General features: G+C 48.7%; 20 protein-coding genes and 1 riboswitch. Of the genes, 5 read left to right on the top strand and 15 right to left on the bottom strand.

Annotation, left to right across the window (positions count from 1 at the left end; all coding sequences use genetic code 11):
- Positions 1–31 precede the first annotated feature (31 nt).
- The 6 genes from HQN90_RS17050 to HQN90_RS17025 form a co-directional block, all read right to left on the bottom strand.
- A complete protein-coding gene (locus HQN90_RS17050) occupies positions 32–673 on the bottom strand; it encodes a DUF2306 domain-containing protein (RefSeq protein ID WP_173220814.1) in 642 nt (213 codons plus the stop codon).
- A 113-nt stretch (positions 674–786) separates the two neighbouring features.
- Positions 787–1,326: a PadR family transcriptional regulator gene (locus tag HQN90_RS17045; RefSeq protein WP_173220812.1), complete on the bottom strand. Its 540-nt coding sequence runs from the start codon at positions 1,324–1,326 to the stop codon at positions 787–789.
- A 440-nt stretch (positions 1,327–1,766) separates the two neighbouring features.
- A complete protein-coding gene (locus HQN90_RS17040; protein WP_173220810.1) occupies positions 1,767–2,561 on the bottom strand; it encodes an ABC transporter ATP-binding protein in 795 nt (264 codons plus the stop codon).
- Positions 2,561–3,475: an ABC transporter permease gene (locus HQN90_RS17035; protein WP_173220808.1), complete on the bottom strand. Its 915-nt coding sequence runs from the start codon at positions 3,473–3,475 to the stop codon at positions 2,561–2,563. Before HQN90_RS17035 ends, HQN90_RS17040 begins: the two co-directional genes overlap by 1 nt.
- 93 nt (positions 3,476–3,568) lie before the next feature.
- Complete coding sequence (locus tag HQN90_RS17030) at positions 3,569–4,627, bottom strand: ABC transporter substrate-binding protein (protein WP_246362517.1); 1,059 nt, start codon at positions 4,625–4,627, stop codon at positions 3,569–3,571.
- Positions 4,628–4,847: 220 nt separating this feature from the next.
- Positions 4,848–5,828, bottom strand: a complete 981-nt coding sequence (locus HQN90_RS17025; RefSeq protein WP_173220806.1) for a Gfo/Idh/MocA family protein — start codon at positions 5,826–5,828, stop codon at positions 4,848–4,850.
- Positions 5,829–5,987: 159 nt separating this feature from the next.
- Here HQN90_RS17025 and HQN90_RS17020 point away from each other — a divergent pair, with 159 nt between their 5' ends.
- Entirely contained in the window at positions 5,988–6,176 is a 189-nt protein-coding gene (locus tag HQN90_RS17020; protein WP_173220804.1) for an antitoxin VbhA family protein, read from the top strand.
- A 142-nt stretch (positions 6,177–6,318) separates the two neighbouring features.
- Positions 6,319–6,759: a Fic/DOC family protein gene (locus tag HQN90_RS17015; protein WP_173220802.1), complete on the top strand. Its 441-nt coding sequence runs from the start codon at positions 6,319–6,321 to the stop codon at positions 6,757–6,759.
- Positions 6,760–6,895: 136 nt separating this feature from the next.
- Here the strand turns inward: HQN90_RS17015 and HQN90_RS17010 are convergent, their stop codons facing one another.
- The 5 genes from HQN90_RS17010 to HQN90_RS39645 form a co-directional block, all read right to left on the bottom strand.
- On the bottom strand, positions 6,896–8,686 hold the full coding sequence (locus HQN90_RS17010) for an ABC transporter ATP-binding protein (RefSeq protein ID WP_173220800.1): 1,791 nt from the start codon (positions 8,684–8,686) through the stop codon (positions 6,896–6,898).
- A 128-nt stretch (positions 8,687–8,814) separates the two neighbouring features.
- Positions 8,815–9,744 carry an NAD-dependent epimerase/dehydratase family protein gene (locus tag HQN90_RS17005; protein ID WP_173220798.1) on the bottom strand — a complete coding sequence of 310 codons (930 nt, stop codon included), beginning with the start codon at positions 9,742–9,744 and terminating at the stop codon, positions 8,815–8,817.
- Positions 9,745–9,812: 68 nt separating this feature from the next.
- Positions 9,813–10,664 (bottom strand): MerR family transcriptional regulator, encoded by an 852-nt coding sequence (locus tag HQN90_RS17000; protein ID WP_173220796.1) that lies wholly within the window; start codon positions 10,662–10,664, stop codon positions 9,813–9,815.
- 23 nt (positions 10,665–10,687) lie between these two features.
- Complete coding sequence (locus tag HQN90_RS16995; protein WP_173220794.1) at positions 10,688–11,083, bottom strand: VOC family protein; 396 nt, start codon at positions 11,081–11,083, stop codon at positions 10,688–10,690.
- Positions 11,084–11,121: 38 nt separating this feature from the next.
- Entirely contained in the window at positions 11,122–12,087 is a 966-nt protein-coding gene (locus HQN90_RS39645; protein WP_173220792.1) for a diguanylate cyclase, read from the bottom strand.
- Positions 12,088–12,431: 344 nt separating this feature from the next.
- Here HQN90_RS39645 and HQN90_RS16985 point away from each other — a divergent pair, with 344 nt between their 5' ends.
- Positions 12,432–13,595: an iron-containing alcohol dehydrogenase gene (locus tag HQN90_RS16985; protein ID WP_173220790.1), complete on the top strand. Its 1,164-nt coding sequence runs from the start codon at positions 12,432–12,434 to the stop codon at positions 13,593–13,595.
- Positions 13,596–13,775: 180 nt separating this feature from the next.
- Here the strand turns inward: HQN90_RS16985 and HQN90_RS16980 are convergent, their stop codons facing one another.
- Complete coding sequence (locus tag HQN90_RS16980; RefSeq protein WP_173220788.1) at positions 13,776–16,190, bottom strand: ATP-dependent DNA helicase; 2,415 nt, start codon at positions 16,188–16,190, stop codon at positions 13,776–13,778.
- Positions 16,191–16,337: 147 nt separating this feature from the next.
- Here HQN90_RS16980 and HQN90_RS16975 point away from each other — a divergent pair, with 147 nt between their 5' ends.
- Positions 16,338–17,372: an ion channel gene (locus HQN90_RS16975; RefSeq protein ID WP_173220786.1), complete on the top strand. Its 1,035-nt coding sequence runs from the start codon at positions 16,338–16,340 to the stop codon at positions 17,370–17,372.
- Between the two features lie 51 nt (positions 17,373–17,423).
- On the opposite strand, the gene HQN90_RS39640 is transcribed toward HQN90_RS16975, so the two are convergent.
- From HQN90_RS39640 to HQN90_RS16960, 3 genes are all read right to left on the bottom strand, one after another.
- Positions 17,424–18,830, bottom strand: a complete 1,407-nt coding sequence (locus HQN90_RS39640) for a peptidoglycan DD-metalloendopeptidase family protein (protein WP_173220784.1) — start codon at positions 18,828–18,830, stop codon at positions 17,424–17,426.
- Between the two features lie 100 nt (positions 18,831–18,930).
- Complete coding sequence (locus tag HQN90_RS16965; protein WP_079415429.1) at positions 18,931–19,158, bottom strand: cold-shock protein; 228 nt, start codon at positions 19,156–19,158, stop codon at positions 18,931–18,933.
- 105 nt (positions 19,159–19,263) lie between these two features.
- Positions 19,264–19,464 carry a cold-shock protein gene (locus HQN90_RS16960; protein WP_079415431.1) on the bottom strand — a complete coding sequence of 67 codons (201 nt, stop codon included), beginning with the start codon at positions 19,462–19,464 and terminating at the stop codon, positions 19,264–19,266.
- A 347-nt stretch (positions 19,465–19,811) separates the two neighbouring features.
- Here HQN90_RS16960 and HQN90_RS39635 point away from each other — a divergent pair, with 347 nt between their 5' ends.
- Positions 19,812–21,947, top strand: coding sequence for a multicopper oxidase domain-containing protein (locus tag HQN90_RS39635; protein WP_173220782.1), 2,136 nt, complete (start codon positions 19,812–19,814; stop codon positions 21,945–21,947).
- 96 nt (positions 21,948–22,043) lie between these two features.
- Positions 22,044–22,143, top strand: a riboswitch (purine riboswitch).
- Positions 22,144–22,159: the final 16 nt, after the last annotated feature.

Below are 22,159 nucleotides of genomic sequence, written 5' to 3'. Positions count from 1 at the left end.
TTTCGATGAAATAACGGATCCTAGTTCCCTTTCATTCCAAAAGCTTCCGGCCCCGCAGCAAAAACCACTCCACAAGGAACAGATTGACGAGCAGCCCTAGCCAAACGTTGACCTCTAAAATATCAGCGATCATCTGCTCACGGCCGCCTTCCGGCAGATGAAATCCGTGCATAGCGAGATAAATCAAAATGCAAAAAGGCACGATCAACCGCGCTGATGTCGCGACCAAGGTGACGGCATAGCTCCTGATCATCCAAAGGCGATGCTCCGGGAACTTTCTTTTGACTGCAAATCGGAAGCCCTTCCATGTGGTAAACAGCCAGACTATACTCAAGGTCAGAAAAGCCATCGCTTTGATAAAGCTGTCGATGTATAAGGTGATGACCAGCCCCAAAAAGCCGCTTAGCATAACACTAGCGACATATACACGACCGAGAGCTCTGTGCCATGACGGATAGCGTGCGCGAAATTGCGCAGGAAATTGAAATAAGCCGCTGATCAGAGCAACCAGGGCAAATCCAATATGAACTACAAGCACCGTATAGTGCAAAGAAAAAGAGGGATTCAGTGTTGCTCGGCTGCGTGCAGGATCTAAGGTCACATAGGGAAACACCGCGGCAATCGCAACACCTACAATAAGGATAATGAAGAACACGCTCCACTTTTTACTCATATCGAACCCCCGTTTAAGATCATCACTCCTCTCCTAGTGTAACGCCCCCATCTAAATGCTTTCTAACTAATTTCTTAAATAAATCTAAACTGGCTGGCTGCTGGAGCCGCTCACTAACTAAGCTTCTTCTTCATCCACTCGCACCAGGACAAATCTGCGTCTACTTTCATCATAGCCTTCTGTACCAATACGTAGGGACCGAACTGGGAATCGTGAATTTCCAGTTTCTCCAGCGGCTTGCCGCTCTCTTCCTTGATTTTATCAAATAATAAATGGAGACGATTTTTCTTCTTCAAATAGTATTCTTTGCGTTCTGCAAGCAATCTCCACGCATGTTCTTTATCGACGAGGCTAATGCAGTATACCTTTAAAGCAAGCTCGTCCCGCACTACAGGCTCATCCGTAGGCTCTGCGATCCAAAGACTCGTCGCCTCCTTGCCTTTCTTCGTGATGGAGTACACTTTTTTATCTGGTTTATCTGATTGCGGGACATGAACGAACTCCACATATCCATTCTGCTCCAATTGCGCAAGCAGTGGATAGATTTGGCTATGTTTAGCTTGCCAAAAAGGCTGAATATGCTGCATGAGTTCATAACCTGTTCGAGAGTGTTTCGTTAGCAGGCTTAGCAAGCCATAAGAAAGGGTATTCATAAGACCTCCTTCAATATGTCATTATTGACATATAAACTCTTAGATAGTATGATGGATTTTCATTCAAATTATAGAGAATCCGGCAAAGATGTCAATCACTGGAGTGGAGGAAGTGGACGATTACGGGCTTCATGCTCGTTGGTTTTGTCTTGCTTCTCCTCTTCATTTGGAGAGAACTATCGGTAGAAACTCCACTGCTGAATATTCGCTTTTTGTATAATACAGGTTACTCATTCACACTCATCATTTCAAGTATCGTTGCGATTAGCATATATTCCGGGACTTTTTTAACTCCTATTTTCTTGCAAAATATTTAGCACGTAACTCCGTTGGATACAGACATGAAAGTCCTCTACTTGGTTTGCGCGCGCACTCCATTAACAAAAAGCCTTTGGTCCTGAGGGAATACTTCTCCCCCCTGGGCCAAAGGCTTTCGTTCTTTATCCCAACACCACGCGGTCATCCGCTAACTTAGTGCCGCTAATGTTCTCAAACTCACCGAGCAGTTGCTCCACGGTGAGGTCCTTCTTCCGCTCCTCGCTGACATCGAGGATGATACGGCCTTTGTCCATCATGATCAGGCGATTGCCGAGCCGAATCGCCTGCTCCATGTTGTGCGTGACCATCAAGGTGGTCAGCTTCATTTCGCGCACGATGTCCTCGGTCAATCGGGTAATCAGCTCCGCGCGCGAGGGATCGAGCGCGGCTGTGTGCTCGTCAAGCAGCAGAATCTGCGGCTTGGTGAACGTCGCCATGAGCAAGCTGAGGGCTTGACGCTCGCCGCCGGAGAGCAGACCCACCTTCGCGCGCAGACGGCCCTCCAGGCCGATTCCGAGGCGCTGAAGCTGTTCCAGGAACAGCTTGCGCTTGCGCGCGGTGACGCCGAAGCTCAGCCCGCGCTTCTTGCCGCGGGCATACGCCATGGCGAGATTCTCCTCGATGGTCATTCGAGGAGCGGTCCCCGCCATGGGATCTTGAAAGACGCGGCCGATCCAGCGGCTGCGCTCGTACTCCGGCAGGTGGTGAATCACCTCGCCGCCGATGCGCACTTCGCCCGCATCCGGCGTCATCACGCCGGAGATGATGTTCATCAGCGTCGACTTACCGGCGCCATTGCTGCCAATGACCGTCACGAAGTCGCCGGGCTTCAGGTTTAAGTTAATACCGATCAGCGCGATTTTCTCATCCGCCGAGCCAGGGTTGAAAAGCTTGGAAACATTGGAGAGCTGGAGCATCAGCGTTTACCTCCCTTATTCAGCTGCACAGCGCGAGCGATGAGCTCCGCTGAGCGGCGTTTGGCTGTTGCCTTTTGCTTCACAGAGCGCTGCACAGAAGGCAGGACAAGCGCAATGATAACGATGATAGCGGTGATCAGCTTCAAATCAGAAGCTTTGAGCCATTCTACGCGGAGCGCCAAGGCCACTACGATACGGTACACGATAGAACCGAGTACCGCAGCCAGCGTCGCTTGGAATACGGTGCGAGCGCCAAAAATCGCTTCACCGATAATGACCGAAGCCAGTCCGATAACGATCATCCCGATCCCCATCGAAATGTCGGCAAAACCTGATTGCTGGGCAATCAACGCACCGGAAAGCGCAACTAAGCCGTTGGATAAACTGACACCCAGAATCGTTGTTCGATCCGTATTCGCGCCAAAACTGCGGATCATGCGGGCATTATCCCCTGTTGCTCGCAGAGACAGTCCTAAATCTGTATGCAGGAACGCATCCAACAGCAGCTTGAAAATGATCACAATAATAAGCACGACCGTAATCGGCTTCATCGTCGAGAATAACGTATCGGCTCCCAGCAGTGAAATATTCGGTTTCCCCATAATCCGCATATTAATGGAATAAAGGGCGATCATCATGAGAATGCCTGACAGCAATCCATTAATTTTCCCCTTCGTATGAAGCAAGCCCGTGCATGCTCCGGCAGCAAGTCCGCCTGCAAAAGCAGCCACACACGCAAGTATCGGCGAATATCCGTTCGAAATCATGATTGCAGCAATCGCACCGCCCGTCGTGAAGCTGCCATCCACCGTCAAATCCGGAAAGTCGAGAATACGAAACGTGATATACACGCCAAGTGCCATCAGCGCATAGAGCAAACCTAGCTCGACAGCGCCAATCATGGAATCCATCATCTGAAAAACCTCCCTAACTCATAAACAAAGAAACTCACAACTTGAAAAAAGAGATGAACGAAAGTGACGTTCACCCCTTTTGTGTCCTAAACTTTACTGAATGATGTTTTTCTCTTTATCTTTGACGGCATTTTTCATGGCATCCGTCACTTCAACCCCTTGGGCTTTCGCTGCTTTCAGGTTCAAAATCAGGTCCAGCTTCTCAGGCACAGTAACTTTCATATCTGCCGGTTTCTTACCGTTTTTGAGAATGTCTACAGCCATTTGGCCAACTTGATAGCCATGGTCATAGTATTTGAAGCCAACTGTTGCGAAAGCACCCTTTTCTACGGTATCACGATCACTGGAGAAGAAAGGAATGTGCTTGTCATTCGCAATTTGAATGATACCGTCTACGCCGCTAACAACCGTGTTATCGAGCGTAATCAAGAAGGCATCTGCACGACCCACAAGGGATTGAGCAGCTTGCTTAACTTCCGATGTGTTCGTAACTGGTGCTTTTACCAATTTAATACCGTGTTTGGTCAGAGAATCTTCCGCATTTTTGGCCATGATGACCGCATTCGGCTCCCCTTCATTGATAACGAGACCTACTGTTTTGATCTTCGGCATATTCGTAGCCACGAAATCCATTAACTGAGCAACCGCCATCGGATTCGTATCGGATGCTCCAGATACGTTGCCGCCCGGCTTGTCTACACTGCTAACGATTTTCGCTGCAAGCGGATCAGTTACCGCTGCAAATAGAATCGGAGCTTTCTTCACTTGCTGCACAACCGCTTGTGCGGATGGTGTCGCAATACCGAGTACCAAATCATTGTCTGCGGAGGCAATTTTTTGAGCAATGGATAAGTTGTTCGTTTGATCGCCCTGTGCGTTGTTGAAATCAACCTTCAGGTTCGTTCCTTCCACGATTCCTGCATCCTTCAATGCTGCCAAGAAGCCTTGACGCGTAGCATCCAAGGATGGATGCTCAACAATTTGCGAAATGGCAATTTTGTAAGTCTTGCCTGCTGCAGCCGTTGCCGCTGGTGCTGTTGATGCTGGCGCGCTTGCTGCCGGAGTCTTGTCAGCCGCCTTTTGCCCACAACCTGCTGCTACAAGCATAAGTGCTGCTGATAATACGAGTGACGCGAGTGCTTTCTTTTTCAAACTGATTACCCCTCTCTACGTTCCTATTTGTTGGACTTGGCCAATTCGCCCGCTCACCACTTTAACGCTTTCGCGGAGCAAAGTGCGTGGATGCCAGACTGCGAAGCGCCTAAGTATAGATCACAATTAACCATAGTTTAATTGGGTCTAGGGTTTCCGTCAATCGTTTTATCCGTATTTGTACGTTTTTTGTAAACATCTAGTGGAAGCGCAATCACGCCTATGTCATATGATAGAAGTCTTTTAACAGCTCATCCATCACCCGATTCGTCCTCGCGGCCGTTATGCCTGTGCTCGGGCTCTTGCCAAGTCCTCTCAATTCCTCTACGACTTTCGTAATTAACGGCTGCTGCACATGCGCCGGGTTCGGTATGATCTTCTCTTCGATAAGACCGTCCAAGCCCTCAATCCGCAAATCGCCGCTAAACGTGGAAAACGTCATTTTCCCCAGACTGCCGACAATCTCGTTTTTGTCCAAGTGCGTACATGTATTGAAGCTCCATATCCCCGTCCCCATCACGCCGGACTCAAACGCATACGTCGCAGTCACAATGTCTTCTACTTGATGACGCTGGGCCTGATTCTTGGCGAAACCTTTTACCTCACCGATCGGACCTAACAAATAATCAAGAATATCCAACGTATGACTGGCTAAATCAACAAACAACCCGCCCCCGGATAGCTCTGGCTGCAACCGCCAAGGCAGTACTTCTCCCTGATTGTCCTTAGCCTGCTGCAAATAGGTGGTCTGTACGAAACGAACATCGCCGATCACACCACTGTCCAGCAGCCGCTTAATTTCCACGAATTTAGGCAAGCCTCTACGGTAATAAGCAACAAATAAAGGCACACCTGCCTCTTCGCAGGCCGCTATCATATCCAAGCATTCCTGATGATTTTTCGCCATTGGCTTCTCGACATAGACAGGCTTCCCAGCACGAGCGGCCATTAAAGCATATTCGTGGTGAAAAGCCGGGGGTGTTGCTACATATATCGCATCCACATCTGGATCATGAACCAGCGCTTCGGCATTGTCGTACCACTTGGCTACGCCATGTCTATTCGCATAATCTTCTGCAAGATGCGCATCTCGCCGCATTACGGCTACAAGCTCAGAGCCTTCCACCTTCTGTAGGGCAGGGCCGCTTTTGACTTCCGTCACATTGCCGCAGCCGATAATTCCCCATCGTACTTTATCCATTCGTCATTCCTCCTACTGGTATCAGTCCAATCTAGTTGATGAACATATTCGACGTACGATTGTCCCTTCCCTTTTGGCAAATAGAAGTGTTAATGCCCTATGTTTTAGGGTATAATATAGAGATAATAATACTGTCTCCTAGGGAAAGAAGGGGTAATAATGCCAAACGTAGTCACTATGATCGAAGACACAACTGACTATGCTTTTCGCAACGCGAAAGCCTCACTTGAAATAGAAGGACAAACTTTACCTACAGGCAGTGAAGAACTAATCCTACAAAATCTCAGGGGAGAGTTATCCGAAGAGGAATTCCTCCAACGTGCGCTCGAAATTGCTTTAGGTGTATAGAAAAGCTTCCAATCAATCTAAGTACTGCTATCCCGGTACAGAAATTCTAATTAATAAGCCCGACATAAGGGATCAACATAAGTTAACGGCATACGAGAGTATAGTTACTACTAGACGCAATGCATTATTGGTTACGCAGCCCATGTCTGGTTCTTTTGACTTCGCACACTTACAGGTCATCCATCATTATCTTTTCCATGATGTATATCCCTTGTTTGCCGGAAAAATCCGGGAAGAGGACATAAGTAAGGGCAACTTTAATTTTGCCTATACCCAGCATATACTCCCTCAAGCCAAGGAGATATTCAGCAAGTTGAAAGACGAAAATCACCTAATTGAATTGGACGTTGAGATCTTTTCTTTGAAAGCGGCGTTATTTATGGGGGACCTTAACCACTTACATCCCTTCCGGGAAGGTAACGGTCGAGCTCAGAGAGAGTTCCTCCGATGCTTGGCCCTAAATACTGGGTTTAAATTAGACTGGTCTTTAGTACACAAAGATGAAATTCTTCTGGCTTTTATCAAGTCAGTTAGAGACGAACAGCCTCTGGCCGATGTTATTAGAAGGTGTATTCAGCAATAATTCTACATATCTTAAAAACAAAGATCAGAGCCCATTTCATGGATCTGATCTTTTTCTGTATTCACTGCGCATTCTCCCCTTGATCCAAACTCACAAGAAAAAAGCCGCCCAAGGATTCAGGCGGCTTCAACGGTAGTTACGATACACTAGGAGCATGCTCCGCAACCATCTGCTCCTGAAGCTGCAACTGCTGCGTAGCAAATTCGCGGTACATCTCATGAGACTCCAGCAATTGCTGATGCGTCCCGCTCCCTGTGACGACACCCTTGTCGAGGAAGATAATTTGGTCGGCATCCACCACGGTGGACAAGCGGTGCGCAATGACCAACGTGGTGCGGCCTTGCATCAAGTTTTGCAGGGCTTGCTGGACGACAACCTCCGATTTGCTGTCCAGACTCGATGTGGCTTCGTCCAGCATCAGAATTTTCGGATCTCTCAACAGAGCCCGTGCAATCGCAATCCGCTGTCTTTGACCACCTGACAGCTTGATCCCACGCTCACCCACTTCGGTATCATACTTTTGCGGGAGTTCTTCGATAAAAGCATCGGCATAGGCCATCTGCGAAGCTCTTTTCAGCTCTTCCATCGTGATTTCATGCTGCAAACCGTAGCAAATATTGTCCCGAATGGTACCGGCAATCAGTGGGCTCTCTTGGGACACATAGCCGATTTGACTCCGCCAGGATATGAGAGAGAACTGATCAATGCCTTCTACACCTAAGGTAATAGCCCCTTTTTGCGGCGAGTAAAAGCGTTCCAACAACGAGAACATCGTCGTCTTGCCGCTGCCGCTCGGACCTACGATAGCCGTGACTTTACCCGCTTCCATCGTGAAGCTGACATTTTTCAATACCGGTTCCCCTTCTTTGTATCCATAGGTCACCCGATCGAATTGAAGCGACTGCGAGGCGTTCGTGACAGCTGCTCCTGCATGTGGATTCTCTTCTTCATAATCTAGAACATTCAGGATCGTATCCGTAGCGCCCATCGCTTTCTGCGCTTGATTGAAGAACTGTGTGATTTGGGTAATCGGCATAACAATTTGGAACAAATACAACATGAACGCCACCAGTTGACCGGCAGAAATTGCCCCGGAGGCGACACGCATACCGCCGTAGCCGAATAAGACGACGAATAGCATCAGCATGACGAAGGTAACGAGCGGCGCCATCAGCGCTTGAATGCGGCCTTCTTTCAGCCCAAATTTGAAAAGCTTCTGAATGCCCGTGCTGCCTTCTTTATACTCAACCGGTTCCGCATTGGCCGCTTTCACTAAGCGGATTTCAGACAATACTCGATTGAGTACCGAAGTGAAACTGGCGGTCTCCGCTTGCAGGCCTTTGGATACTTTGAACATTTGCCGCCCTAACGGGAACAAGATAATGAAAGCTAATGGGAATACGCTGAACATGATCAATGTCATTTTCCAATCCATATAAAGCAGAACTACGATCGAACCGATAATGGCAATGATGCCTGTAATGAAGCCCGACATATGCTCGGCAATCAAGCCTTTAATCACAGCGGTATCATTCGTCATCCGTGAGATCGTATCACCCGTTTGATGATTGTCATAATAGCTAACGGGCAGCACGAGCAGCTTTTTCCAAAGCCGATCCCTGATTCCTGCTACTACACGCTGTCCTGCTAAATTGAGCAAGTACACGGATACCCCGGAGGCAACTGCTGAGGCTACGAAAGCAATCGCCATCCCGCTAATCTGCAGCCAGTTTAGAGAGTCGATGGAGAAGCTATCCACGACATTTTTGGTGAACAATGGTATGACCAAGCCTACTAACGTTGAAATAACACTTAAACCTAATGCTATGCCGAGTACGAGCTTGGGGGGATTCGTCTGGAGAAGCAAGCGGATGAACCCGCGCCAGTTGCTCTTGCCCCTGAGCTCTTCTTTCCTTGTTGTAGTCATATCTCCTACTCCTTTGCCGATCGGATGCTTATGATCCGTCTGTGTATGTTCTACTTCTTTAACCTGATCATACACATCAATTTTAAACGGAATATAAACAAAATGAATCGGTCGGCAGGTGTAGTTGGTTATTTGGACTGCTGACGATACCAAGCGATGGTCTGTTCAAGCGCAGCGCGTAGAGGTGTTGGTGCCATTTCCTTACCAAAGCGCTTCGTGAATTTCGTACAATCCATCACAAAAGGCTGCTCAAACGCATACAGCATCTCCACAACTTCTTTCGCCGCGGGTATGAACAGACCACCCAAACGAAGCATCCCGCGACCCATTGTACCGATACGCGGAGCGTGTCCAGCAACTTCATAGGCTAGTTCTGTGAATTTGCGGGCGCTCACAGTCTCGGCATGCGGGACATGCCACACTTGGCCGAAAGCCTCCTCATGCTCACTTAGGATAACCAGTGCTCGCCCGAAATCCTCCACATACGTGACCGTGTGCAATTCATCCGGATTTCCCAACAGCGAAACGGCCTTCCCCTTCGTCAGTGAACCAAAAAAACGGTCACCATACGAGGAATTCCGAGCATGTGGACCGTAGAAATCAGATCCTCGGCCAATCGTTACCTTTAACGTGCCTGTATCATGCAGGTTGAGCAGATTTCGAGCCAGCTCAGCCCTTACCTTTCCCTTGCGGGTATAGGCTCTATAAGGCAACCCTTCATGAATAGGCCCTTTCACTTCTCCATACATATACAGGTTATCCCCCATAATAAGATTGGCCTGATGATACGATGCCGCGTGCGCAATATGGCCCATCATCTGCTGAAATAAGCCTTCCCACTTATGATACGGCGGAGCTGCGCATTGAAAGACGTTATTCGCTCCCTTGATCGCAGCTAATGCACCGCTTTCACTCATCAGGTCAGCCTGAACGATCTCTACACCAGAGGGCACATCCGCTTTTCCCGAGGAACTCACCAACCTTACACGGTTCCCTCTTTTCAATAACTCCTTCATGACTGCTCTGCCCAGCGGACCTGCTCCCAATATCACTTCCATCTCGCATCCTCCTTGGCGTTTTTCGCCAGCTTATTAGCCTTATGAAATAAAAATAAACCCTATAGCAGCTATAGGGTCAATACACGTTTCACAGGAATTTGCAAATCAACAATAAATTCATCTGTATTCCTCATATGAGTAAAATCAATCAAGTATCGCTCCAGCACAGGACCGTTCTCTTCATAGCCATTCATGATCATCCATTCTCGCAACCGCTTGTATAGCCCTTTGCACGTTTCTTCATCGGGAAACCCGGCATAGACAGCAGAGATGTACTCTCCGCCCGGCAACCACCTGGTGAAGGACGGTTCAATCTCGCTCGCCAGCAGCGGCACACATACCTCAATATCAGAGTCATTTCGATCAAATGTCAGCAAATCTTCATGATAGATCGTCCAGATGTGACCGTCTACCGTCAATCCGTTCTCTTTGACCCTGTCTAACAAGGCCATAAACCGTATAACAGAAGATTCCATCCCGCATACATCATTTTTCCTTTCGAAAGCTATATACCGGTCTGGATACGTCTTCAGCTCTAGATAATATTCCGTATGCTCGAACGCTTTGCGCAGCTGATGATGAATTTCCAAATCCCGCAATCTTTCATCAATGGACTCAACTACGGACTCGAGTGAGCGAATCGCCGCTTGTGCCTCTGCCTTCTTGGCACTCATCAACTCCGGGATGCTCGCCGTGTTGTTGTCCTTGAACATCTGGCCGATCTGCTCCAGCGTAAACTGCATGCCTTGCAGGTCCTGAACAATCTTAACCGCCAGAATATCTTGGCTGGAGTAATAGCGGTAGCCATTCTGGTGATCTACACGATGCGGCTTTACAAGCCCTATTTTATCGTAGAAATGGAGCGTTTGAATCGAGGTCTGGCATATTCTAGCCGTCTGCCCTACAGAGTATCCTTTCATGATTCGATTTCCCCCTGACCCACTTAAGCTTCTGTTGATACCTGCCAACAAACCCCAAAAGGATCGACAAGTCGACCGAACATCGTCCCCCAAAACATGCGGGCAAAAGGCATTTTCACAACACCGCCATCCGACAGAGCTTCAAAAATACGGCGCCCTTCTTCTTCACTTTTCACTTCTAGTGTCAGATCCAGTCCATGACCTCGTTCTACCGTGTTCGTACCCGAATCAGCCATAAAAAAACGCAATCCGAGCAATTGAAGCTCCACATGCATCACCCTATTTTTCTCTGATTCCTCAACACCAGGCATATCTGCAAAGGTGCGCAGGCTGACAATTTCCCCACCCAACGCCTTCACATAGAAATCAGCTTGTTTTCTTGCATCACTACTATAAATGTACGGTGTTAATGTGGCCATCTTAACTTCCTCCTCTTGAGCATCTGCAAATGTTGTTTCTATCCCCAAATTAAGCGATCTCTGCCTTGCTCTTTGGCTGCATACAACAGGGAATCCGCTGCGGCTACCAGTTCCGTCGTTCTCTGTTCTTTGTTGCGAATGGTCGCACCGAAGCTCATCGTGATAGGGAACTTAGCGATATCCGCACCGAATTCCAGCATACTAAGCTTGTCCATGAATTGACGTAGTATCTCCGTTGCTTCTTGCTGATCTTGCGTATATAAAATAAGGGCAAACTCCTCTCCGCCGTAACGGAAAGCACTGCCTTGATTAGCAGAAATAACAGAATTCAGCAAAGTCCCGATAGCTCTTAAAACCGCATCCCCCACTTGATGGCCATATTGATCGTTAATTTTTTTGAAGTAATCAATATCCCCCATAACGAGGCAAAAATGCTTCTTCTGCACAATCGTTTCTCTGATCTGCTCTTGAAAGCTGCGATGATTATACAGCCCCGTAAGGTAATCTTTTTTAGCTAAATTCTCAAAAATTCCTTTCTCTACAAAATGCTTTCGCTCCCGCGCTACGATAATGCCGCCAATCACACCGATCATGATCAAAAAAGCAAAATTAAACAAATGCCGCGGCATCTCCTGCTGCATAAATCCGCCATCTACCCATAAGACAACACCGATATAGCCAATAATCACCATAATTACCGCAACGATAGCGCCAACCAAACTCCAATAGAGCGACGCATGCAACAGAACTAAATAAGCTATCGGATACAAGGGACTGTTGGTTCCCCCTGTAAGTGAAATAATTGCAAGAAACGCCGTATAATCCATAAACACGCCAATTCTCGTCACATATCGGTAGAACACTGAATCAACAGGGCTCCGATGGATGGCAATTTCCGTAACCGCCATATACGTCACCGCTAAAACGAATAGTACCACAAAAATGATAAGATCTGTCGTTGTTCGATGATAGTAGTTGAGAAATAAGAGAGTCGACGTCGGCACCAAAAACCACCTAACACAACTATAAGCAATTTCCAAAATATGATCCGACCGTCTAGTCGCCAGCATGCTGCTATCACTTCCCTGAAAATGGAATTATACATGTAGATTCTATATTACGCTTATAGATAAGAGGGACGCTACTTTCCTAACGGTTAAAGTTCCAATATGGATCAAATAGCCCACTTAATTTTCGACAATTAGATTCATCCAGCTCTGGATAGGGTAACCTGATTGTAAAGGCGGTTTGTCTTTAGGAAGGGCTTATTTTGTTTTTCAAGCTGCTTTCTATACAATGAAAACTAGTACGTCCAACTTTCCTACAGATTCACAGAGGAGGCACACCAATGAATACTTTTACATTTTATAATCCAACCACACTGCATTTCGGTCAGGGGCAACTGGAGAAATTAACAGCTGAGGTACCTAAATACGGCAAAAACGTGCTGCTCGTCTATGGCGGCGGAAGTATTAAACAAAATGGGATTTATTCGAATGTCCTTCATTTGCTAAAAGTCATTGACGCCCATGTCTTCGAGCTTAGCGGTGTTGAGCCCAATCCGAGATTGACTACCGTTCATCGAGGAGTCGAATTGTGCCGCAACCAGAACATCGATCTTGTGCTCGCAGTTGGCGGGGGAAGCGTTATCGATTGTGCCAAAGCGATTGCCGTAGGCGCTAAATACGCCGGTGACTTCTGGGATATTGTGACACGCAAAGCCTCCCCTACAGGTGCGCTGCCGCTCGGAACAGTTCTCACTATTGCCGCGACTGGCTCGGAGATGAATTCCGGTTCTGTTATCACCAACTGGGAAACAAAAGAAAAGCTCGGCTGGGGCAGCCCGTTCGCCTTCCCGAAATTTTCAATTCTCGACCCGGCTCATACCACTTCTTTGCCTGAAAACCAAACCGTTTACGGTATCGTAGATATCATGTCCCATGTCTTTGAGCAATATTTCCATCATACAACAAATACGCCTTTGCAGGATGGCTTCTGTGAGACCATTCTTCGCACCGTGATCGATACGGCACCACGCCTGCTTCAGGATCTGGAGAATCTGGAGGAGCGTGCCACGATTCTATATAGCGGCACGATGGCGCTCAACGGTACTCTAAGCATGGGCGTTCGCGGGGATTGGGCCACGCATAATCTGGAGCATGCCGTATCCGCGGTTCACGATATTCCGCACGGCGGCGGCTTAGCCATCCTCTTTCCGAACTGGATGACCTACACACTCGATGCCAACGTGCCGCGGTTCAAACAATTCGCTCAGCGCGTCTTCGACATTGATGCGTCCAGCAAAACGGACCGTCAAGTTGCCGAGGAAGGGATTGCGGCACTCCGCGATTTCCTGGCTTCCATCGGTGCGCCAAGCAAACTGGCAGACTACGATATCGACGAGTCCAGCATCGAAGTGATGGCAGACAAGGCCATGATTTACGGCGATTTCGGCAACTTTAAGAAGCTGTCGCGCGAGGACGTCGTGAACATTTATCGCATGTCACTGTAAGGAAAGAAGTGCTCACTGGCATGATCGTGCCGGTGGGCACTTTTTGCTTTGATGGGGTTGGAGATGAGACGGCTCTTTGGGAGCCTAGAGGGGGTGCTTGCTGTGCTTGCCATTTTCGCCTTCTCAGCGCGGATTGGCGCGCAGACGGCTGCTGAGACTGCCTTTTCGGCAGGCTCAATCTTACCGACGCCGCGAAGGAAGCACCGTGTAGTCGCGCCACTCCTCCGGCAGCAAGCGCTGATACAGCGGCTGCAGGTAGCGGTCGTCGATCAACAGCAGTACGCCGCGATCAGTTTCAGAACGGATCAGGCGACCACCGGCTTGCTGGACTTTGTTCATGCCGGGGAAAACGTAGGCGTATTCGTAGCCATTTTTGCCGGTGCTGTCCATGTAAGACTTGATCAAGTTCCGTTCCGGACCTAGCTGAGGCAAGCCTACGCCCACGACAGCTACGCCTGTCAGCCGATCTCCCACCAAGTCGATGCCCTCGGAGAAAATCCCTCCCATCACAGCAAAGCCTACCAGCGTCCTCTCCGTACCCGCCTGAAACGCGGCCAGAAATTGCTCGCGCTCTTCCTCGGACATGAGAGCTTGCTGAACAAGAACGTCCAGACCGCTCCCGGCTTCACCCGATGATGCACCACCCGCTGGCTGAGCTTCGACAAGATCGGTGAAGGCTTCATACACGCTGCTCATGTAAGCATAGGAAGGAAAGAATACGAGATAATTGCCTGAACGGCCCGTCACCAGCTCCAAGATGGAACGTGCAATCGGCTCACGGCTGCGCTCACGGTCTTGATAGCGTGTCGATAACGGCTGTACGAACACCTCCAGTTGGTCTTTGCTGAAAGGGGATGGCACCGTTACCGAATAGTCGTCCTCTCCGGCACCCAGTGTGTCCATGAAATAGGACAGTGGCGACAGAGTCGCAGAAAAGAACACGTGGGATCGGTACCCTTTGCCCATTTGCCGAAGCAGATGGGAAGGGTCCAGACAAAATAGCTTCACATTAACCTCGTTCCTGTCACTAGAGGTGAACGTCACATACCGCTCATCAAACAGCTTCGCGATACGCACGAAATTCTGCGTGCTAAAATAGGCCTCAAGCAGCAGCGCAGGTGCCGTCAAGCGATCCCTCTCGTCAGGAGTCGTCTCCCCTGAGAAAATGTCTGCTCTCCCTTGATCCGCTCTGCCTCCCGCCCCGGCCAGCACTTTCTCGGCCGCTGCAATGAACACTTCGAGCAGTGCAATCAAGCTTTCCGGCAGCTCCGGCTCCACCAGCATAGGGCTGTCTCCAATTCTTTTACGCAGCGCAATGAAATACTGATTGATCGCCTTAGCCGCATCGTGCAGCTCAGCATGGACGCCCTTGAACTCACGCTGCAGCGCAAGAAAGCTGGATTTCTGCAGCTCGCTGGAGTACATCTCCCGCGCACGATCAACGAGATTGTGCGCTTCATCCACAAGCAGAGCGGTTTGCCGCTTCTGCTCTTCGAACAGCCTTTTCAAATTCACCCGAGGATCGAAAATGTAATTGTAATCGCAAATGATCGCATCAGCCGCATAAGCGACATCCAAAGAAAATTCAAAAGGACATACACGATGCTTACGCGCGTACGACTCAATGACTTGGCGAGTCATTATCGTCTCATGCCGCAATAGATCTAACACCGCTTCATTAATCCGGTCATAGTAGCCGTCAGCGAATTCACAGTACTCCTTGGTGCACCGGACTTCGTCCTTAAAGCACACCTTATCCTTAGCCGTGATCGTCACCGTATGAAGTCGCAGGCCCTGATCCTGCAAAAGTGAATAAGCTTCCTCCGCAGCCGTTCTTGTAATCGTCTTTGCCGTTAGATAGAATATCCGCTGCAATAGCCCCTCACCCATCGCTTTGACCGAGGGAAAAAGGGTCGACATCGTCTTCCCGATGCCCGTTGGGGCTTTGGCAAACAGCTTATGCCCTTCGTTTATCGTTTGATAAACAGCGCCTGCAAGCTTTCGCTGCCCTTCACGGTAGCTGGGAAACGGGAAAGCGAGTTCCTTAATGCTGAGATTCCTGCCTTGCTCATGCTCATATTTCGCCAATGCATATGGATAGAATAGCTGCACGACATGAAAGACGAACTGCTCCAGCTCCTCGATGGATGCCTCAACGACAAAACGTCGAACTTCTTCCGTTTCCACTTGCATATAGGTCAGTTGTACACGCATGCGGGTAAGACCCCGATCTTTGGCTACCATATAGGCATAGCACTTCGCTTGTGCCCAGTGAACCGGATAAGAGTCCGCCTCAATCAGGCTGATGTCCGAAGAGGTTGATTTGATTTCGTCCACGGTAACCGTTACGCCGTCTGGGTCCAACAATAGACCATCACAGCGCCCATCAATGACAAATAGCAGTCCCTGATAAGTAATCTCCGCCGAAACATACACTTCATGCAGATCCAACTCGTCATATTGCTTCTGTAGTTTTTGGTGGGCTTTGGTTCCTTCTGTCAGCGCGCGGCTTGTCCGAAATCCAGACTCGATGCTGCCGCTGCGATACACATATTCCACCAAAGAGCGGACGGAAATATTGAAGATTTCAGCCATTTTGATTCTCCATTTCAGAACATTTGTTCCTTATTTTAACACGCATAAGCGGCAAAAATCCACTTCTCCAACAATAAATCAAACTATGATACAATGATGTCGTTCCCATCCCATTTTTTCCATTTGGACCCATGAAAGGACAGCTCTATGTTCTATTTCAGTAAATTTTTTCTGAAGCTGCTGCGGATGAATAACAAGTTCCTTTTTGGACTAGCCGCTCTGTTTCTCCTACTTTCCTCATCATGTGCTTACCTTTTGGAAAAAGAGACCTTCGGGAACCTCTTCAATGGCCTTTGGTGGGTGATGACAACCGTGACCACAACAGGCTATGGGGACTATTATCCGAGAACAGTGGCAGGCAAATGCCTTGGCATTTTTCTCTATGTCTTCGGTATAGGCTTGATCTCTGTAAGCATCGGGAAAGTGATTGATTCACTTTTTATCTACAGACAGCGAAAGGAAGCGGGCAAATTGAGATACCAAGGGGAACAGCATTTTGTGATCATCGACTGGAGCAAGCATGCCGAGCTGGCCATCCAGGAAATTTTGAATACAGATACCGAAACTGAGATTGTACTCATTGATATCATGGAGAAGACGCCTATTATCCATAACCGCGTTCATTATATTCAAGGAAATCCGTCTCATCTCGAAACGTTAGAAATGGCGAATATGACCAAAGCGCGTTCCGTATTCGTTTTTGCCAATGATACGACAGAGGACCATACGATGCTTCGCGATCCTTCGTTCGTTGATGGCAAAACACTGCTCGTTGCCACGACCATTGAACGTAATTACAGTCATGTACATTCCATTGTCGAAATCAAAAATCGTGAAAACATGCAAAATTTCCAACATGTCAACGTCAACGAGTTCATTCTGGGCAACGAAACCATTTCACAATTAGCGGTGCGTTCTGCTTTTTCGCCGGGTTCTTCCCGCATCGTATCCCAGCTGCTTACTCGACAATCCGATAATAACTTTCATGTTCTTCGCCGCAGGCAATCGTGGAGAACATACCGCGATGCCTTCGAGCAGCTGCTGGAAGAAGGGGCGACCCTGATCTCCGATGGGGATCAACTGAATATCAACCGCAAGCTGGATCAGCTCATTCCGGAGGAAGCGCGGCTGTTCGTCATTTGCGATTTCGAAACATATGAGCGTATTTCTGCGCTAAAATGAGAAAGGACACCGGGCCACGCTGCAACTCAGCGGTTCGGTGTCCTTTGCCTCCTAGCCTTTGGGCTCTACCCAGCGAAACGGTGTCGTGCCCCAGAACAGATCGGGATTGACCTGCACATTATGCGCCCAAAAGGTAAAGTGCAGATGCGGCCCTGTGGAGAATCCCGTCGTGCCGACTAGCCCAATAATATCGCCCTGCTTGACCCGATCGCCCGTTTTGACGCGCAGCTCAGACAGATGGGCATATTGCGAAAAAAGCCCCATCCCATGGTCGATATAGATGGAATTGCCGGTCAAGTACAGGCTGTCGGCTAATGCGACGACCCCGTCGTTGGTGGCTTTGATCGGGGTGCCTTCCTTGGCAGCCAGATCAACGGCCAGATGAGCGCTGTCGTATTTCCCGTTCACATAACGGGTGTACCCATACGGCGTCGTCAAAATCCCCTCGATCGGCTTCACGAACGGACCGCTGAACAGGAACGCGGGCTCGGACTTGCTTCGAGCCTGATCAATCTTCTTCTGATCCGCATCAATGCGCGCCGTATCTTGCTTCATGCTCTCCATTTGAGCGGTAACCTTCAAATACTGCGTTTCAAACTTTTTCGCCCGTACGGTCAAGGTTTGGTCGCCAATCGGATATTTGCCTGGCTTGGCACTCATCGAAAGCGGCAAATAAGCGAAATATCCCGCTCCATACGGCTGAAGCGTATAGGTTTTGTTCAGCCATTGTATCGTTCCTGGCTCGTCATGACGCACCAGCACCACATCGCCGGGAGCGGCGGTTTCCGGCACAAGCTTCCACTTCGAGCCGATGATCGCCTTGGCCGCGGCCTGATCCGTATAGAGCGAAGATTCCAGCTTCAACTGCTGAAGGTGATCCTTCTCCTTCTGAATCGCTGCCTTCATGTCCGGTAACAGGCCATCCACCCAAGTCTGTCCGCCATCTACAGTTGCCAGCAGTGGACTTTTGCTGTCTTTGGCGCTAGCGGGCAGCACCCAGCCGATGCGAGGCGTCAAGAACTGCGACTGCTTCACTGGAATTGTCGCTCCGCCTATAGTGACGGTTAGCGGTTTAGGCGTTTCCTGCTGACCCGTTAGACCAGCTTCCAAGCTAAGCAGCTCATTGAAAGGCCCGTCCGATGGAAGGGCAGCCCCAGCTTCCTCTGACGTGATGTCGGCTCCGCTCGTTTCCTGCCACAGATCCCCACTGTCTGCAGTCTTCATGACGCCATCGACGTATTTCACCCACCCTCGATCAAAGTCGAGCATCCGAAAAGAAACAGCCTCTCGAGGCGGCGGTGTTGGAATCGGCGTCGCTATAGCGGCTGAGCTTTCGGTTTTCTGACTCCATGTGGAAATTGCGCCAAGTGGGGATTTGCCCACTACAATAACCACACATGCCGCCAGTACGCATGCGCCCACTAATAACGGCCATTGACGACGTTTGTTTGATTTCACAGAAATTGGCCCTCCTCGGTCCGACGAATAGTTGTACATCCTTTTCCAATAGAATAACACAAAAAACCCGAAGACAGTCATGCCCCCGGGTTCTCTTCTCTTATATTTGCACGCCTTTTTTGAGCGTTTTTTGATCACTATTCGTGTTATTAACTAATGGAAGTAACTTGACACTTCGAACCATGGTGGACTGACATAAATGACAAGTCGGTACGTGATCGAATGCAAAATTATCTCGCATCCAGCCTTTACAGCCTTCTTTTTCACAAGACCATATCGTCACATTTTCTAGAGGCATCTCTTCAAGCGACTTTTTTCTGGAATACATGATAAACCTCCTTAGTATTGCGCTATTTGGCAAAACCGTCAAGCCGCATGGACTAAATTGAAAAAGACTGCCATTACACAAGTAAAGGCAGTCTTTTTAATTATATTACAGTTTTACAACGTTTTCTGCTTGTGGTCCGCGGTTGCCTTGAACTACGCTGAACTCAACTTGTTGGCCTTCGTCCAAAGTTTTGAAACCGTCGCCTTGGATTGCGGAGAAGTGAACGAATACATCGTTGCCGCCTTCAACTTCGATGAAACCGAAACCTTTTTCTGCGTTAAACCATTTTACTGTACCAGTAGCCATGAGAAATACCTCCAAAAATTATTAACATGTTTTTTATTCTTCAAAGAGAAAAAAATTCACACATTGCAAAAGGTTCACTAACAAAAATGAAAACCCTTTACAATATGTGAATTCAGGTTCTTTTTGTCGATTGGATTCATCATACCATATCCATTTTGAAAACGCAAACTATTTCCAGTTTATTCATAACTATGTAATCGCTTACCTCATAAAATAGGCGGAATAGGGCACTGACAGTCTTCCCCCAACTTTGGTCTAGGTTTACACTTAGCCTCTGGACCGTTTGAAGAACCCCCATGGGAATCTATACTTAAGTTATCGTAAATTATTTAGGAGGTTTCTTCATTGTGTACAGCATAAGCACTCAAATTATCTTATTCGCTAGTCTCATGTATTTTGTTTTCACTTGGATCGGGAGTGTCAAAGCTTCACGACTGCTTTATAGCCGTAATATAGAAAAGCTTCACCACAAAACGCGCAAGGCGCTGTTCTGGTCATGGTTTCCAATCCTTCCAGCGGCGGCTGTCATCGGCCCTATTGTTTGGATACAGCAAACGATGGACTCCAACTTCTGGTTAGATCGTGTATGTATTCAAGCTCCGCTCGTGATTGTGCCGCTCTTGACCGTTTGGCTCATATCGGTTCCCAAGCTGCTTAAACTGCGTTCTTTGACCAAACAGATAAAAGCAGAGCAGGATGCACTCGAACAAAGCGAAGCTATGCCGCTGGAAACCGTCATTTACCAAAGGGCCGCAAGTCCAGCACTTATTATCCCCTTCCAAATGACAGCGTTAGGCGCATTAACAGCCCTATATTTCTCCTTAGTGCCTCCGGTTTGGTTGCAATGGCTGGAAATTTCCATTCCACTGGCTGTCTTCGCAGTCGCAACGGCAGGGCTGTGGTGGAGACATCAGATGCGTTACAGGCAGGTGGGCAAAATGGCCAGTTATGCGATCCCCGCTTTCTGGAAACGCGCCTTAACGATGATGAGCGTACTAGCCGTAGTCGCAGGATCGGCTTACTACCTATTCACAATCGCCATGAACAACAGTGAATTACCAGCCGAAATTGATATGGCAAGCGGAACCGCGGATTATGGCCAGCAGTCCGTATCGGGAGATGGCAATCTGCCCACTCACAATGGCGAGAAGGGGGCTATGAACGGCTCCTCTGCCACAATGGTTGCGGTCACTGATCCGACCGGGCCGCGCGAAGGAACGCCGGATCGTCGCTTCACACTAACCGCGCAGAAAAAGACCGTAACGCTAAGCTCGGGTAAAACCGTAGACGCTTGGACCTACAACGGCCAGATTCCCGGGCCTGAACTGCGCATGAAAGCAGGAGAGTTGGTTGAAGTGACCTTGGTCAATGAGAACATTGAACAAGGAGTTACCCTTCATTGGCATGGCTTAGACGCGCCAAACGCGGAGGACGGTGTTTCCGGAGCTACGCAAAATGCCATCATGCCCGGCGAAACCTATACCTACCGTTTCCGCGCCGAGCAGGCGGGTACCTTCTGGTATCATTCCCATGAGGATTCCCAAGAAGCCGTCAGCATGGGATTGTTTGGTTCCCTCATTGTAGAACCCAAAGAAACACCTCTGCAGGAGGTCAAAGATATTACCGTGATGACACATCGCTGGAAAGGCGCTGCGCTGGCTATCGGCGCATCCGATCAGCTCGAAAGAATGACGATCACGCCGGGGACGTCTGTTCGATTAAGGCTTATCAACACAGATGATTGGATTCAGCAGAAATATACGCTGGTGGGTACACATTTTGAGGTTGCTGCCATTGATGGCACGGACCTGAATAAGCCCGACATTTTGACTAATACCCATATTAATGTTGCTTCAGGCGGACGTTATGACTTGACCTTCATCATGCCGGAGCATCCGGTATTCCTCAATGTCGGCGAGAACGATAGGCTAGGTATTCTGATGTCACCGGATGGAAAAGGGGAAATTCCAACGGCTCCTAGGACCATTGCTTTTGATCCACTTCAATATGGCAGTCCGGCGGCTACGCCTTTTGATGCGAGCAGCTCGTTTAATCGAGATTTCACTTTAGTTTTAGATAACAAATTAGGCTTCTATAATCGCAAAATGGACTTTTTGTACACATTGAACGGACATGTATTCCCGAAAACGCCGATGCTGATGGTAAAAGAGGGAGACCTCGTCAAAACCACGATCGTCAATCGCGGCATCGTTGATCATCCGATGTATCTCCACGGACACCGTGTTCTCGTGCTGTCTCGCAATGGCAAGCCTTCCACGGGCAGTCCATGGTGGACAGATACACTGGACGTTCAGCCGGGCGAGACGTATGAGGTTGCGTTCGTTGCCAATAATTCTGGCCTATGGATGGATCATTTCCATAACCTTGTGCATGCTGCAGCTGGAATGAAGATGCACCTCCTGTACGAAGGCGTGACAACCTCCTACTTCGTTGGCAGCGGAACTCCGAATAACCCGGAATGAAAACGTCATTTTCATAAAAGAGGGAGGACATGTCAGTTAATCTAACGCACTGTTGACAAATTTCAGCGATCCGTTTACGCTAGAAGAAAGCAAAAGCGAACTGAATAGGATCCACTTCGTATAACCTTAATAATTGGATTAAGGGTCTCTACTTAGAAACCGTAAATTTCTAGCTACGAAAAATGTGCATACCGGCATATTTTTCGTGGCTA

The sequence above is a fragment of the Paenibacillus alba genome (genome assembly GCF_013204855.1).
GTDB classification, from domain to species: domain Bacteria; phylum Bacillota; class Bacilli; order Paenibacillales; family NBRC-103111; genus Paenibacillus_E; species Paenibacillus_E alba.
This window is presented reverse-complemented; position numbering and strand designations above follow the sequence as displayed.

Coding starts and splice junctions, on each gene's coding strand:
- HQN90_RS17010 (WP_173220800.1), bottom strand. CDS start 8,686: ATGACTACAACAAGGAAAGAAGAGCTCAGGGGCAAGAGCAACTGGCGC.
- HQN90_RS17005 (WP_173220798.1), bottom strand. CDS start 9,744: ATGGAAGTGATATTGGGAGCAGGTCCGCTGGGCAGAGCAGTCATGAAG.
- HQN90_RS17000 (WP_173220796.1), bottom strand. CDS start 10,664: ATGAAAGGATACTCTGTAGGGCAGACGGCTAGAATATGCCAGACCTCG.
- HQN90_RS17035 (WP_173220808.1), bottom strand. CDS start 3,475: ATGATGGATTCCATGATTGGCGCTGTCGAGCTAGGTTTGCTCTATGCG.
- HQN90_RS16975 (WP_173220786.1), top strand. CDS start 16,338: ATGTTCTATTTCAGTAAATTTTTTCTGAAGCTGCTGCGGATGAATAAC.
- HQN90_RS17020 (WP_173220804.1), top strand. CDS start 5,988: ATGCCAAACGTAGTCACTATGATCGAAGACACAACTGACTATGCTTTT.
- HQN90_RS16960 (WP_079415431.1), bottom strand. CDS start 19,464: ATGGCTACTGGTACAGTAAAATGGTTTAACGCAGAAAAAGGTTTCGGT.
- HQN90_RS17050 (WP_173220814.1), bottom strand. CDS start 673: ATGAGTAAAAAGTGGAGCGTGTTCTTCATTATCCTTATTGTAGGTGTT.
- HQN90_RS16995 (WP_173220794.1), bottom strand. CDS start 11,083: ATGGCCACATTAACACCGTACATTTATAGTAGTGATGCAAGAAAACAA.
- HQN90_RS16965 (WP_079415429.1), bottom strand. CDS start 19,158: ATGTATTCCAGAAAAAAGTCGCTTGAAGAGATGCCTCTAGAAAATGTG.
- HQN90_RS17025 (WP_173220806.1), bottom strand. CDS start 5,828: ATGGATAAAGTACGATGGGGAATTATCGGCTGCGGCAATGTGACGGAA.
- HQN90_RS17015 (WP_173220802.1), top strand. CDS start 6,319: ATGTCTGGTTCTTTTGACTTCGCACACTTACAGGTCATCCATCATTAT.
- HQN90_RS17040 (WP_173220810.1), bottom strand. CDS start 2,561: ATGCTCCAGCTCTCCAATGTTTCCAAGCTTTTCAACCCTGGCTCGGCG.
- HQN90_RS16985 (WP_173220790.1), top strand. CDS start 12,432: ATGAATACTTTTACATTTTATAATCCAACCACACTGCATTTCGGTCAG.
- HQN90_RS16980 (WP_173220788.1), bottom strand. CDS start 16,190: ATGGCTGAAATCTTCAATATTTCCGTCCGCTCTTTGGTGGAATATGTG.
- HQN90_RS17045 (WP_173220812.1), bottom strand. CDS start 1,326: ATGAATACCCTTTCTTATGGCTTGCTAAGCCTGCTAACGAAACACTCT.